Below are 11,815 nucleotides of genomic sequence, written 5' to 3' on the forward strand. Positions count from 1 at the left end.
CGACCAGCAGCGCGGCCACCGCGCGGGCCTGATCGGCGGTCAACCCGGCGCCCTCGTCCACGCCCCACAAGCTGATGCCGCGGGTGAAGCTGCCATCACACTGCTGGCGCCCGTCGATGTCGACGCTGATCCCAGAGCCGGCCAGCCGCAGATCCGCCATCCCGCCTTCGTAGCTTCGCCACACCAGCGAGCGTGAGTAGCCGTCGCGCTGAAGATTTTTCCCCCAGCCCGCCGAATCGGTACGGGCACCGGCGGGCAATGGGACGTCGGCATACATGACGTCGACCAACCGATCAGCGATGCAGTCCCTGGCCGATTTCAGCAGGAAAGCGGCGCCCTTTTCGCCCTCGGGAAGGCGACGCTCCATGTCTCGAAACTCGTCGACCTCATGGTCGGTGAGCTGGTCGGCCAGGTCGCGCCAGGTGGTCGCGGTGTTGTCGGGTGTGGTCATGGGCGGGCCTCGATCTCGTAAGCCGCCGCGGTCAAGGCCGCGGCCAGCTGCCGCACGGCTTCGGGCTGCAACGGCACGCCGAATCGGGCCGGGGCTTCGACGGTCACCCAACGCTTGCAGGTGCCGTTGGAGCGCTGCAGGCCACCAACCCGGACCGTGAAACCCACGGCCTCGCGGACAGTGCCGTCGAAGGCCCGGGTCGGCAGGCCCGCGCCGCGCTGCAACCAGTCATGGATCTCGGTGGCGTCCGGCGGCGCGGTTACGCCAGGTCCAGCGGTGTCCCGTTCGCTATCAGGTGGTGTGGCAGTCGCATTGTCGTTGACGGTGGGCATTTGTGTCGCGCTCCTCTCAGAAGGGATCGGGCGAGAATTCGCCCGATAACACCGCGCACAACGCCACGAATCGGCCTTGGTTTCTCCTGGTCAGAACAACGCTTAGCGGTACGGCACCCCGAAAATGCCGGGCGAGCCGAAACGGGTGCAGCCGAGCAAGGACAGGGACCGTCTCTAGGTGCACCCGCTCACCGAAATGCGCCTGCCGACGCTCGCGCAGACGTCGGCACGGGCCACGCCGGAGGGCTGCATGGCGGCACACGCCTCGGGCATCGCGGTCAGAGCAAACACGGCGATCCCCGCCGCGGCCCAATACCGCGGCGTCATTGCGCACCCTCCGCACCGAGCAGCGGCGTCCAGTTGCAGCGCTGCCTGATGTCGACCATCGGCTGCCAGATGTTCTCGAGGTCGGTCTGCTCCTCCGGGTTGGCGCCGAAGTAGTTGTGCACGTCGTCGCGGATCTGGCCTTTCGGCTGATCCTGAAGGCCGGTGTAGAACTCGTTCACGTCGGGGTGGGTGAACAGGTAGGTCGATAGCGCCGCCGCGACGCCGGCCGCGACCCCGGCAACGTCGGCGGCCGTGCAGTTCGGCGGCCGGGGCGTCGCATCGGCCGCAGCGGTCCCCGCGGTGGCACCGAGCAGCGTGCCGCAAACCGCGCCGGCGGTCAGCGCGCCGACCACGGCGCGGCGCCGGATGAGTGCTGAGGGGAACATGACTGGCTCCTTCACGGGGTGATCGACGGTGTCATCCCCCCGGGCCCAGCTAAGCAGATCGGGGCGGCTGCGTGGGTGCGATGCGCGATGCCGGGCGGCGCCGGCGTTTTCTCACTCATCCTCAACGTCGGGAGAACATCGGCCGGCGTGGCGGGTAGTCCCCACAACGACATGAACATGAGGCCGCCGATCGACTGGGTGACCCGGTTGCCCGGCTCCGTTTTCGACGTCAACGGTGTTGCGCCTGCGCGCCGCGCCGTCTGGCCGGTCGTAGTCGACGGCATGCCGGAGGGTGTGCCGGATGCGGCCCGCCGGCCCGAACCAGCGCTGCCCGCACCGCAGGGCTGGCCGTTCGGCGAGCACTTCCCGCGCACCTGCGGCACCGGACGGATGGTCGCGGGCGCGGTGTTCTGGACCGATTTCCTCTACGACGACCACGGGGCGGGCGGCGCCCGGATCACCATGCCGCCCGGACGCATCGTGCCGCCCAACCCGAGCGTGTTCGCGCAGACCGTCGGGCTCGCCGGGCCCCCGACGTGCGGCGTCCGGCTGCCGCCCGGAATGGACATCGCGGCCGATCCCGAACACCGACTCGCACTGCGCGCGGGAGGGCGAAACCCGGCCGCTGCTGCGCAACGCCCGATGGTTGCCCCTCGTCATAGCCCACGGCGTGCTGGACGAGTTCGTGCCGATCCCCTCGGTCCTGCAGCAGGTATTCCGGCTCGACCGGCTCGGCTACCGTTACCGCTTCACCGTCTACCCGGTCACGATCACGTTGGACCGGTTGCCGCCCGGCACCGAGGTAGCGGATCGGCGACACCGCCACGGGTGCGGCCGTGGCCGTTCCGGCGGGCCGGCATCGGATCACCCTTGCCGCAGTCGGTCTTTGATGCTGAAGCCGTTGCTGTCGGCGCGGTGGTCGGTCATGTTGCGGCACTCGCCGAAGAGCTGAACCGCCCCGTCGGCGCCGGTGAAGGGGCTCACGCCGATCCGGGCCAGCACACCGTCCCGGTGGATGGCGGTTCCCGTGGCGGGCGCCCAGCCGTCGGCCACCATGGTCGCGGCGATTCGCGCGAAGTAGGTGTCGTGGTCGACGCCGGGCGGCACGGCGAACGTCATGTCGACGCGGCCGCGGTACGGCGGCTCGCCCTGGTCGTTGCAGGACTCCCAGCTGAAACCGCCCGAAGGATCCTGCAGGCCGGCCACTTTCGCGATCTGCCTCGCCGCGTCGACGACCTGGGCAATGGCCTGCCGGTCGGACAGCGGGGAGTCGGGTTTCTGCCCGGACGAAGACATCGGCGCACATCCTCCCAGCGCGACGGTCACGGCGGTCAGCGCCGCGAGCCGGCCCGATCGACTACCTGAACTCATGGTCGCGGGTGACGGAGCCGGAGCCGCGGTCCCATTCCGGATCGCCGGTGAGGGGCGCGCGGATCTCGATGTGCGGCAGCGGGATCGTTCCGAAGGGCGTGCGCACCTCGCGGGGCGTGGCGATCCGTTCTTCGTCGCGCGCGGCGGCCAGCATCCCTTCGCGGCCCAGGGCATCGCCGTGACCGGTGCTGATCTCGGTCATGTTGTGCAGCGCTTCGCCGCCCACGTCGTAGTAGTGCGAATGATCGTCGAACCACGGCACGGCGCTGTGGGAGCCGGCGACCTCGGCCCGGAAACGCACCGACCCGAAGCCGTCGTGCGCGGGATCGGGGCCCAGGCCGGCACAGGGCCCGAACGGCTCGCCGAGCAGGGCGTTGAGCGCGTTGGGGGCGACGCTGCCCGATTCCCCGATCCAGCTGATCGCGTCGGTCGAGGCGGCGCCGACATAGAGCCGGCCGCCGCGCAGCCGCAAATCCGCTGCGCTATGCGCCAGATCCGTTCCGGGACAACCGATCAGCACGGCGTCGTCGGCGTGCATGCCGCTGTTGGCGAACGCGTCGGCCACCGTCGTCGCCCCGTAGGAATGGCCGATGACGGTCACGTGCGCCGGGACGGGGCCGTCATGGGTGACCGCCAGGGCGTTGACGTCGGCGGCCAGCAGCCCGCCGCCCTGGCGCGCCAGCCACGGCGTGCCGACCTCCCGCAGCGTCGCCGGGTCCAGGTCCGGAGCGTCGTAACCCATCCACGCGAGCACGGCGGTGGACCGGGTGCGGTCGGCTTTCAGTGCCTGGTCGTAGAGGTTGACGGCGTCGTTGTGCCCGTCGTAGAGCCAGCCGTTCTGGACGCTGCTGTCGGTGCCGGGCACCACGACGGCGATGTTGTGGGCGGTGTCCGGGTTGCCGATCGCGATCGCCGCCCTGCCCTTGCCGTTGAATGCTGCCGGGTCGTAGGTCCACAGCAGGACGGGCCGCGGATGGTCCGGGTCGGGCCCCTCGTCGTGCGCGACGCCCCGGTCGGTCTTCACCGCGTTGCGGTAGCGGGTGACGTCGGCGGCCGAAAGCCCGTACCTGCCGGGGCAGGCGAGTAGATCGTCGTCGCGGTCGTGCAGCACGGCCTCTCGCAGGCGTCGGGGTGAGATGCCGCGCGCGCGGCCCGCATCCTCCACCCTGTTCAGGTCGTCGTGCAACACCGCCCGGTTCACCGCGTCGCGCAGCCGGGCCGGCATGCCGTCGAGGTTGCCCAGCCCGGGCGGGTGGGCCGCGATCAGGCGGGCCTGGTCCGGCGTGCCGAGCGAATCCCACCACCTGCGCACGTCTTCGGGTGTGGTGCACGGCGGTGGCTCGGGGCCGGCGAGGGCCTGCAGCGGCGACGCGTCGTAGCCGTCGCCGCGCACCGTGGCCAGCGCGGTGCGCAGGGATCCGGCGTAGTCGTCGCGCAGGGACCGCAGCGCGCCCAGGGCGGCCCGGGTGTCGTCGATCGCGTCGTCTTCGCAGGCGGTGATCAGGGCCTCGAGATCGGTTCGGGCGGAAGGCGTCAGGCCGGGATCCCGTTCGAGTTCGACGGCCTGCCCGATGAGGAGGTCGAGCTGTAGCAACCGGGATTCGAGGGCCGCGATCTGCCCGGCCGCGCCGCGTTGCGCCTCGGCCAGCGCGGCGGCGATGTTCTCCAGGTCGACGCCGATGGCAGGCAGTCGCAGCGACTGCGCGCCCAGTACCGCGGCCGTCCGCGCGACCTCGGCCGAGGCGTTGATCGGGTGATCGCCGCCGCGGTGGTCCCAGGCCGCGTCGAAGCGGCCGAGGGCTTGCGCGAACGCCGCGTCGGCCTCGGCGGTGCAGCGGCCGGCGGCGTGGAACGCCTCGGCGAGGCGCGAGATCTGCGCCGGGCTGCCGGCCCGCAGGCCGCGGTCGATCGCCCACGGGTCACCGCCCGCTTCGGCGATCAGCGCGGCCAGGCTTATGCAGCGGAGCCGCATCGCTGTCATGGCCACCCCTTTTGAGCTGGCCCAACCGTACTACCGTGCGGCACCGGCCCGGGTGCGCGAGCGCCACCGGCTGTGGGTAACGGCCTTTCCGGCCAGGCCGGCGCACACCGCCCCCGCCAGTGCGGCGACCGGTGCCGCCACCGACGGCCCCGCGACCACGCAGAAGCCGAACACCGCACCCACGGCCAGCAGTGCCACGCGCGGTGCCGTCCAGCGGGTCATTGCCGGCAGGCGCGCCGACAGGCAAATGCCCAGCAGCAACGCGACGATGTGCCCGACGCCGGTGAAACCCGCGGCCGGGGCCGCCGCCACCGCGGCGCCGATCCACCAACCGGCCCAGGCCGCCCGCCGGTGTGACGGTATCGCCGCCGTCAGCGCGCCGAGCACGCCCACGGCGCCGTAGCTGATCCCCACGTCGCTGGCGTGCGCGACCGAGCCCGGCAGCCATCGCGTCTCGACCGCGGCGACCAGTCCCGCCGCGACGATCAGGGTGGCACCGACGTGGCCGACCACGAACGCGAGCAGCACACCCCTGCCGCGCCAGGCGAGTTCGCCCAGAGCCAGCAGACACACCAATCCCGGCAGCCACACCACAACAGCGCCGCCGCTGTCGAGGAACGCGCTGCCGACCAGGGTGGCGACCCGGCCGTGCGCCAGGTTGTGCAGGTTGGTGCTCATGCGGCTCACGGCGACCTCGCGCGCGTGCCGGCCGAGCGCGGTCAGTGTGAGCGACACCCCGGCCAGCGCGACGGCGTAGGTCAGCGTGACGCGCACCGCCCCGGCGCCGGACACCAGGCGGGCGGTCACAGCCGTCGGCGAGCCCATGCTCCCACCATGGCGGCGCGCCGCCCGGTTGGCGAGGCTCTTAACGCATGTTTCACGCCCGGGTCGCGATTGTTTACGCCCCGGCCGTGCTTGACGCCGGCGCGGCGCGCGCGCAAGACTGGGCGATCGCCCAAAAGTCGGAAGCGAGGTTGCCATGGCGGGCCCGACCGTCACCGACGACACGGCCGTGTACTACGACCCCTACGACGTCGGCATCATCGCCGACCCCTACCCGGTCTACGCGCGGTTGCGCGAGGAAGCGCCGATCTACCACAACCAGCGCTACGACTTCTGGGCGCTGTCAAGGCATTCCGACGTCGAGCAGGCGCTGGCCAACTGGGAGGTCTTCTCCAGCCGCCGCAGCGACATCCTCGAGTTGGTCCAGTCGGAGTACGAGATGCCCGGCGGGGTCATGATGTTCCAGGACCCGCCCGAGCACACCAGGCTGCGCGGGCTGATGTCGCGGGTGTTCACCCCGCGCCGGATGGCCGCCCTCGAGGACCAGATCCGCCGGTACTGCGTCCGGTGCCTGGACCCGCTGGTGGGGTCGGCGGGCTTCGACATCATCGCCGAACTCGCGTCCATGATGCCGATGCGGGTGATCGGCATGCTGCTGGGAATACCGGAATCCGAACAGGTTTCGGTGCGCGACGCCAACGACGCCAACCTGCGCACCAAACCGGGCGCACCGCTGCGGGTCGCCGACGCCGAGTCCATCGCCGACGGCCGGATCTACGCCGACTACGTCGAATGGCGTTCCAGGAACCCGTCCGACGACCTGATGACGACGCTGCTCAACGTCGAGTTCGACGACGAGCGCGGCGTGCGGCGCAAGCTGACCCGCAAAGAGGTGCTGCACTACACCCAGGTGGTCGCCGGTGCGGGCAACGAGACGACCGGCCGGCTGATCGGCTGGCTGGCCAAAGTGCTCGCCGAGCACCCCGACCAGCGCCGGCGGATCCACCGGGACCGCTCGCTGCTCAACCGCGCCGTCGACGAGACCCTGCGGTTCGAACCCACCGGGCCCCACGTCGCCCGCTGGCTGGCGCGTGACTTCGAGTGTCACGGCACCACGGTGCCCTCGGGCAGCGCCGTGCTGCTGCTGTTCGGCGCCGCCAACCGTGACCCGCGCCGCTACGCCGCTCCCGACAGGTTCGACATCGGCCGCGACAACATCTCCCACATCACGTTCGGCAAGGGCGTGCATTACTGCCTCGGCGCGAACCTGGCCCGCCTGGAGGGCCGCGTGGCGCTCGACGAACTGCTCAACCGCTGGCCCGAGTGGGACATCGACTACGCCACAGCCCAACTCGCATCCACCTCCACCGTCCGCGGCTGGGAGCGGCTGCGTGTCGTGTTGCCCTAGCGCGGTGCCGGCATCTCGAAGCGGTCGAGAAATCGGTTGACCAGGGCGACGGCCTCCCGGTGGCCGGTGCTGCTGCCGAGGCCCTGCTCGAGGACCAGGGTGCGGCCGACCGCGGCGATGACGACCGCGAGGCCCGCCGGCGGGAACTCTCCGGGGTCGAGACCGTACTCCTGGACGACGGCGCCCAGCGCGGCGGTCTGCGTCTGGCGCCACCGCTCCGACCAGGTGGCGATCTCGGCGCAAATATCCTTGCGGTGGTTGGCAAGTCCCATGAACTCCAGCAGCAGGCGGGTGTCCTTGGGTTCGGTGAGCGTGTCCCAGACGGCGTGCAGCGGCCGGTCGGCCGCCAGCGCCCGCTGCTGGCGCTCGAGGTAAGCCGCGGCGCCGCGGCGGAATACGGCCAGGAACAACTCGTCCATGCTGGGGAAGTGGTAGTGCACCAGGGCGGGTCTGACGCCTGCCCGGGCCGCGACCCGTCGCGACGTGGCCGCGGCGTAACCCTCCTCGACCATGATCTGACTCGTGGCCTCGATCAGCAGGTCCCGCGTGGTTGCCATCGACAAAGACTGCCACAGCGGCGCCCGGGGATTAGAAACGCGTGCGATCGGGAACCGTCCCGGCGTGACCACCACTTTCCAGGACGTCATCAAGTCCAAGTACCTGCTTTTGACGACGTTCACCAAGGACGGCCGGCCCAAACCGACCGCGATCTGGGGGGTTCCCGACGGGAACAAGCTGCTGGTCATCACCGACGACGGGTCGTGGAAGGTCAAGCGCATCCGCAACACCCCGCGGGTGACGATCGCCAGGAGCGGATCGCTGGGCAAGCCCAAAGGCGATGCCGTCGAAGGGGTGGCCCGGGTGCTGCCCAAGTCCGAGACGCGGCGCGTCTACAACGCCGTGCTCAGGCGGTACTGGTACCACGCCTGGTGGTTCTATGTGCACTCGCTCGTGCGCGGGGGCATCGACAAGGTCCACGTCGGCCTCGAGATCAAATCGGCCGCTTAGGTTTTCGCGACCGACACGGTGCTCGCGGCCCGCTTCAGCTCCGCGTAGGCCTGCGTCGTGTGCCAGGTGAGTCGCGTCAGGTCGCCGAGTGCTGGGGCGTTGGTGACGAACCCGAAATCCATGCTGTCGTGGTAGGACGCCAGCGTGGCGTTGCGCCCGGTCGAGGCGGCCAGCGCGGACACCGGGTAGATGCCGAGCAGCCGTGCACCGTTGAGGTAGCGGGGTTCCTTGGCGCCGGCGACGTCGGAGATGACGAGGTTGCATGCGGGGTGCGCGATGCGGTCGAGGTGCGTGGATGCGCCCAGTCCCGCGAGCGCGACGAGCCCGACTGCGTAGGTCCTCGCCGCCTCGGTCGACACGCCGGCCAACTCCTTCTTCGCCGCGCGGGTATGCCCGCAACTCCTCGACGATGTCCCGCACGATCGGCGCGCGGGCGGCTTCTGGAACAGCATCATCGCCCCGACGTGGGTCGTGCCGGTGGGCGACTCGATCAGCAACCATGAAAGATCTAGCGGTGGAATAGGTTTGGTCATCGCAGAACTCCTACCGCCCGTCGGGGATCGCAAATGGCATCGCGATGTTCCCCCCGACGGCCATGCCCGACGAGGGCACTAGGGCCCCGTTGCGGAAGTTTTAAGTCCTGCGGTCACAGCGCCGCGATCGTGTCCGCCAGGGTTTCGCGCGGATCACGCCAGACGATGCCGAGGTCGCGCTCGCTGGGCGAGTCGTCCGACGCCGGCATCTGGGTGTAGTACTGCATCCCCGCCGCGGTGAACGGCGTCTCGAAGGGCAGCAGCCGGCCCGCCCGGTCCAGCACCGCGCCGGCGACCCGCAGCGCGACGTCGGGAACCGGAACGGCGACCATCGGAGTCCGACCGGTCTGGCCGAGCATCGTCGCGAGCTCGGCCGCCGGGACCCGGTGACCCCCCGCCATGTAGCGGCGCGGCCCGCGCCCGGGTTCCAGCAGCGCCGCGTGCAATGCCGCCACATCGCGGACGTCGACCACCAGCCACGCCGCGCCCCGGCCGGGGATCGCGTGCATGCGCAGCGCGGCCTTGACGCCCTCGCCGGCCTCGCCGAACTGGTCGCCCACCGGCGGGCCGAGCACCATGCCGGGATAGGTGATGTTCACCGGCGCGCCGGCGTCCTGCAGCCCGCGGGCATAGATCTCGACCTGGGCCTTGGAGGTGCCGTACCCGTCGGACCCGCCGACCACCGGCAGGTCCGCAGACAGGGTCTCCAGGCCGGGGTGGAACAGGGCCGAGAAGCTCGACACGTGCACGATCGGGTCCAGGCCCAACTCGACGGACTGGCCGAGCACGTTCTGCGCGCCCTGCATGTTGGTGGCCAGCATCGCCGCGGTCCGCCGCGGATCGGTGGCCACCAGGGCGGCGCTGTGCACGACGGCGTCACAGCCGCTCAGCGCCTCGCGCACCGACACCCGGTCGGTGATGTCGCCGACGGCGAAGTCCGACACGTCGACGCCCAGCCGGGCGACGGTCGTCTGCAGCTTTTCGGGGGTGCGGACCAGGAACCGAATGGAGTGCCCGGCGTCGGCGACGGCCTTGGCGGTCCATCCGCCGACGAAACCCGTTCCGCCCGTGACCAGTACGTGCATGGGACTACAGGTGGCCCGCGGCGAAGTGGGCGGCCTGCTCCACCATGCCGTTCACCGTGTAGGACATGTGGGCCGCGGGATTGCTGCCGTCGCCGCAGACCGAATCGCCCTGCGCGCACAGCTCGATGGTTTTCGGCCGGTACAGCGGCCCGATCACGATCACCGGCGCCCCGTACTGCTCCATGAACTGATCCGAGGGCGTCCCGAACATGGTGACCGCCCCGACGTGGTTGGCGACCTGCGGCGGCATCGGCTTGGGTACCTCGGCGGTCGGGACGCCGGGCGGCACCGACGCCGAGGTGACGAACCCGGCCACCGCCGCACCCTGGGAGTATCCGCCCAGCACTTCCTTGGTGTTGGGGCAGTTGGCCGCCGTGGCCTCGACGTGGGTGCTCGCGTCGCGGACCCCCTCGATGAACTTGTCCGGGAAGTCGGGGTTGGAGAAGTCGGTACTTGCCGGGTAGTTGACCGCGTAGACGCCCACCGTCCGCGTGCCGAGCTGCGGGCGCAGCGCGTCGACGAACGACCGTCCGACCCCGCCCAGCCCGGGCGGCTCCCCGGAGCCCCGGGCGAAGACCACCTCGACGTCGGGGCACGCTCCGGCGGCCGCCGGGGGTGCGGGGAAGCACAGCGGGGCGGCCGTGATCGCGACGGCCACCGCCAGCCCGACGCTATTTCTTGAAGGCATCCTTCACTTTCTCACCCGCGTCTTTCAGGCTCGACTTGGCCTGGTCGGCCCTGCCCTCGTTACGGGTGTCCTCGTTCCCGGTCACCTTGCCGATGGCCTCCTTGGCCCGGCCGCCCAGATCCTCGATCTTGTTCTTGATTTTGTCTTCGGCGCTCATGGTCGGGCATTTACCCCGCCGCGGGCCATGTTGAAACCCGGTCCGGCCTGTCACCATGGACTTCGTGAGCACCGCAATCGTCGTGGCGATCCTCGCCGGCGTGATACTGCTCGCCCTCGGCATGGTGGCCAACCAGCTGCTCCGGCTGCGGAAGTGGTTGAAGGACTCGCCCGCGGCCCCGCCGGCGACCGATGAGCCGCCGGACGAACGCCGATGACCGCACCGGAGCTGCTGGCGAGCGCCGACGGCCTGCCCCGCGGTGTATCCGGTGCCGCAGACCCGCATTTCGGCAACGTCGTCAAACTGTTCGCCCAACTCTTCTTCGGTTCTCGGCCACCAAGGGTGTCGCCTCTACGGTGATGCACCGGCTGGCCGACCGCGGGCTGCTGTCCTACGACGAACCCGTCGCCGCGTACTGGCCCGAGTTCGGCGCGAACGGCAAGGGCGACATCACCGTTCGCGACGTCCTGCGGCACCGGTCCGGGTTGTCGCACCTGCGTGGCGTCACCAAGACCGAGCTGATGGACCACCTGCTGATGGAGGAGCGCCTGGCCGCCGCACCCGTCGACCACCTGCGCGGTGTGCAGGCCTACCACGCGCTGACCTACGGCTGGTTGCTGTCCGGGCCGGCTGCTGACGCCGTTGCTGTTCGACATGGGGTCCTTCGCGGGGCTGGCCGGCCCGTTGCGCAACGCCGTCGAGGCGGCCCGGCATCGCGGGCCGCTGCAGGTGCCCGGGCTGGGCGCCGGTTACACCGACGCCTTGGGCACGTTGCCGCGGGGCAGCGTGAGCGGGAGATCGGTGTAGGTCGCGATCCCCGGCGCCGCGGCGACGACGGCCGGGATCGCGTTGATGGCGGGCATCGCGGTCATGATGTGGCCGAGGTCCATGAACTCCTCGATCGTGGTCGCCTGGAAGTACGGCGGCGGCAGGAAGCCGACCTTGGTGGTCACCGTCGGCTGCCCGTCGATCTGGATCACCCAGCCGTCCTGCTCGATCTTCCAGTCCGGCTCGAGCGTCTGGCCCTTGCGCCAGCGCACGTTCAGGTCGATCACGGCGTTGTCGCCCACGATCCCCTGCCAGCTGATGTAGACCCCCGCGACACAGCCCGCGGGGATGGTCCAGGACGCCATCTCCAAATCGGCGGTGGTCTGTGCGAACTCGGCCACGCAGCGCACCTCGTCGAGTTCGACGCCCAGGGCGTCGCCGACCAGCCGGACGGCCTCGCCGAAGATGGCCGTCCCCTTCGCGGCCATCGCCGGCAGGTCCGGGTGGTCGATCGGCTGGCCGAAGCCGACCGGCTTC

Annotated in this window: 14 protein-coding genes and 3 pseudogenes; 5 read left to right on the plus strand and 12 right to left on the minus strand. The window is 70.7% G+C overall.

Going from position 1 to position 11,815, the window contains the following annotated elements; all coding sequences use genetic code 11:
* The 3 genes from AC2VOR_RS01335 to AC2VOR_RS01345 all read right to left on the minus strand — a co-directional run.
* Positions 1-451: hypothetical protein (locus AC2VOR_RS01335; protein ID WP_486963058.1), on the minus strand; the 451-nt coding region annotated here is incomplete at its 3' end.
* Positions 448-783: a hypothetical protein gene (locus AC2VOR_RS01340; protein ID WP_369736504.1), complete on the minus strand. Its 336-nt coding sequence runs from the start codon at positions 781-783 to the stop codon at positions 448-450. The genes AC2VOR_RS01340 and AC2VOR_RS01335, both read right to left, overlap by 4 nt.
* A 323-nt stretch (positions 784-1,106) precedes the next feature.
* Positions 1,107-1,496: a hemophore-related protein gene (locus AC2VOR_RS01345; RefSeq protein WP_369736506.1), complete on the minus strand. Its 390-nt coding sequence runs from the start codon at positions 1,494-1,496 to the stop codon at positions 1,107-1,109.
* 267 nt (positions 1,497-1,763) lie between these two features.
* Here AC2VOR_RS01345 and AC2VOR_RS01350 point away from each other — a divergent pair.
* Positions 1,764-2,000: pseudogene (locus tag AC2VOR_RS01350) on the plus strand (peptidase); the annotation flags it as partial.
* Positions 2,001-2,360: 360 nt separating this feature from the next.
* Here AC2VOR_RS01350 and AC2VOR_RS01355 read toward each other — a convergent pair.
* The 3 genes from AC2VOR_RS01355 to AC2VOR_RS01365 all read right to left on the minus strand — a co-directional run bounded on the left by AC2VOR_RS01355 (position 2,361) and on the right by AC2VOR_RS01365 (position 5,673).
* Positions 2,361-2,792, minus strand: coding sequence for a hypothetical protein (locus AC2VOR_RS01355; RefSeq protein WP_369736507.1), 432 nt, complete (start codon positions 2,790-2,792; stop codon positions 2,361-2,363).
* 61 nt (positions 2,793-2,853) lie between these two features.
* The gene (locus AC2VOR_RS01360; protein ID WP_486963059.1) at positions 2,854-4,839 is read right to left on the minus strand and encodes a putative alpha/beta hydrolase; all 1,986 of its coding nucleotides are present in this window, start codon (positions 4,837-4,839) and stop codon (positions 2,854-2,856) included.
* Positions 4,840-4,878: 39 nt separating this feature from the next.
* Positions 4,879-5,673 carry a rhomboid-like protein gene (locus tag AC2VOR_RS01365; protein ID WP_369736508.1) on the minus strand — a complete coding sequence of 265 codons (795 nt, stop codon included), beginning with the start codon at positions 5,671-5,673 and terminating at the stop codon, positions 4,879-4,881.
* A gap of 154 nt (positions 5,674-5,827) precedes the next feature.
* Here AC2VOR_RS01365 and AC2VOR_RS01370 point away from each other — a divergent pair, with 154 nt between their 5' ends.
* Positions 5,828-7,039 carry a cytochrome P450 gene (locus tag AC2VOR_RS01370; protein ID WP_369736509.1) on the plus strand — a complete coding sequence of 404 codons (1,212 nt, stop codon included), beginning with the start codon at positions 5,828-5,830 and terminating at the stop codon, positions 7,037-7,039.
* On the opposite strand, the gene AC2VOR_RS01375 is transcribed toward AC2VOR_RS01370, so the two are convergent.
* Positions 7,036-7,596: a TetR/AcrR family transcriptional regulator gene (locus AC2VOR_RS01375; RefSeq protein WP_369736510.1), complete on the minus strand. Its 561-nt coding sequence runs from the start codon at positions 7,594-7,596 to the stop codon at positions 7,036-7,038. The two genes, AC2VOR_RS01370 and AC2VOR_RS01375, sit on opposite strands and share 4 nt — an antisense overlap.
* Before the next feature lie 64 nt (positions 7,597-7,660).
* On the opposite strand from AC2VOR_RS01375, the gene AC2VOR_RS01380 reads away from it, so the two are divergent.
* Positions 7,661-8,047 carry a PPOX class F420-dependent oxidoreductase gene (locus AC2VOR_RS01380; RefSeq protein WP_369736511.1) on the plus strand — a complete coding sequence of 129 codons (387 nt, stop codon included), beginning with the start codon at positions 7,661-7,663 and terminating at the stop codon, positions 8,045-8,047.
* Here AC2VOR_RS01380 and AC2VOR_RS01385 read toward each other — a convergent pair.
* From AC2VOR_RS01385 to AC2VOR_RS01400, 4 genes are all read right to left on the minus strand, one after another.
* Positions 8,044-8,580 (minus strand): WS/DGAT domain-containing protein, encoded by a 537-nt coding sequence (locus AC2VOR_RS01385; RefSeq protein WP_369736512.1) that lies wholly within the window; start codon positions 8,578-8,580, stop codon positions 8,044-8,046. The two genes, AC2VOR_RS01380 and AC2VOR_RS01385, sit on opposite strands and share 4 nt — an antisense overlap.
* A 113-nt stretch (positions 8,581-8,693) precedes the next feature.
* On the minus strand, positions 8,694-9,665 hold the full coding sequence (locus tag AC2VOR_RS01390) for an SDR family NAD(P)-dependent oxidoreductase (protein WP_369736514.1): 972 nt from the start codon (positions 9,663-9,665) through the stop codon (positions 8,694-8,696).
* A 4-nt stretch (positions 9,666-9,669) separates the two neighbouring features.
* Complete coding sequence (locus AC2VOR_RS01395) at positions 9,670-10,353, minus strand: cutinase family protein (RefSeq protein WP_369736515.1); 684 nt, start codon at positions 10,351-10,353, stop codon at positions 9,670-9,672.
* Positions 10,337-10,510: a CsbD family protein gene (locus AC2VOR_RS01400; RefSeq protein WP_369736516.1), complete on the minus strand. Its 174-nt coding sequence runs from the start codon at positions 10,508-10,510 to the stop codon at positions 10,337-10,339. Before AC2VOR_RS01400 ends, AC2VOR_RS01395 begins: the two co-directional genes overlap by 17 nt.
* A 64-nt stretch (positions 10,511-10,574) precedes the next feature.
* On the opposite strand from AC2VOR_RS01400, the gene AC2VOR_RS01405 reads away from it, so the two are divergent.
* Together AC2VOR_RS01405 and AC2VOR_RS01410 are read left to right on the plus strand one after the other, a co-directional pair.
* Entirely contained in the window at positions 10,575-10,727 is a 153-nt protein-coding gene (locus AC2VOR_RS01405; RefSeq protein WP_369741825.1) for a hypothetical protein, read from the plus strand.
* Positions 10,724-11,142: pseudogene (locus AC2VOR_RS01410) on the plus strand (serine hydrolase domain-containing protein); the annotation flags it as partial. The gene AC2VOR_RS01405 and the pseudogene AC2VOR_RS01410, both read left to right, overlap by 4 nt.
* Positions 11,143-11,259: 117 nt before the next feature.
* On the opposite strand, the pseudogene AC2VOR_RS01415 reads toward AC2VOR_RS01410, so the two are convergent.
* Positions 11,260-11,815 (minus strand): annotated as a pseudogene (locus AC2VOR_RS01415) (dihydrodipicolinate reductase); the annotation flags it as partial.

This window comes from Mycobacterium sp. TH-M103, assembly GCF_057473785.1.

What these genes read in the sequence shown, in the direction of transcription:
- AC2VOR_RS01340 (WP_369736504.1), bottom strand. Translation starts at nt 783, where the DNA reads ATGCCCACCGTCAACGACAATGCGACTGCCACACCACCTGATAGCGAA.
- AC2VOR_RS01345 (WP_369736506.1), bottom strand. Translation starts at nt 1,496, where the DNA reads ATGTTCCCCTCAGCACTCATCCGGCGCCGCGCCGTGGTCGGCGCGCTG.
- AC2VOR_RS01355 (WP_369736507.1), bottom strand. Translation starts at nt 2,792, where the DNA reads ATGTCTTCGTCCGGGCAGAAACCCGACTCCCCGCTGTCCGACCGGCAG.
- AC2VOR_RS01360 (WP_486963059.1), bottom strand. Translation starts at nt 4,839, where the DNA reads ATGCGGCTCCGCTGCATAAGCCTGGCCGCGCTGATCGCCGAAGCGGGC.
- AC2VOR_RS01365 (WP_369736508.1), bottom strand. Translation starts at nt 5,673, where the DNA reads ATGGGCTCGCCGACGGCTGTGACCGCCCGCCTGGTGTCCGGCGCCGGG.
- AC2VOR_RS01370 (WP_369736509.1), top strand. Translation starts at nt 5,828, where the DNA reads ATGGCGGGCCCGACCGTCACCGACGACACGGCCGTGTACTACGACCCC.
- AC2VOR_RS01375 (WP_369736510.1), bottom strand. Translation starts at nt 7,596, where the DNA reads ATGGCAACCACGCGGGACCTGCTGATCGAGGCCACGAGTCAGATCATG.
- AC2VOR_RS01385 (WP_369736512.1), bottom strand. Translation starts at nt 8,580, where the DNA reads ATGACCAAACCTATTCCACCGCTAGATCTTTCATGGTTGCTGATCGAG.
- AC2VOR_RS01390 (WP_369736514.1), bottom strand. Translation starts at nt 9,665, where the DNA reads ATGCACGTACTGGTCACGGGCGGAACGGGTTTCGTCGGCGGATGGACC.
- AC2VOR_RS01395 (WP_369736515.1), bottom strand. Translation starts at nt 10,353, where the DNA reads ATGCCTTCAAGAAATAGCGTCGGGCTGGCGGTGGCCGTCGCGATCACG.
- AC2VOR_RS01400 (WP_369736516.1), bottom strand. Translation starts at nt 10,510, where the DNA reads ATGAGCGCCGAAGACAAAATCAAGAACAAGATCGAGGATCTGGGCGGC.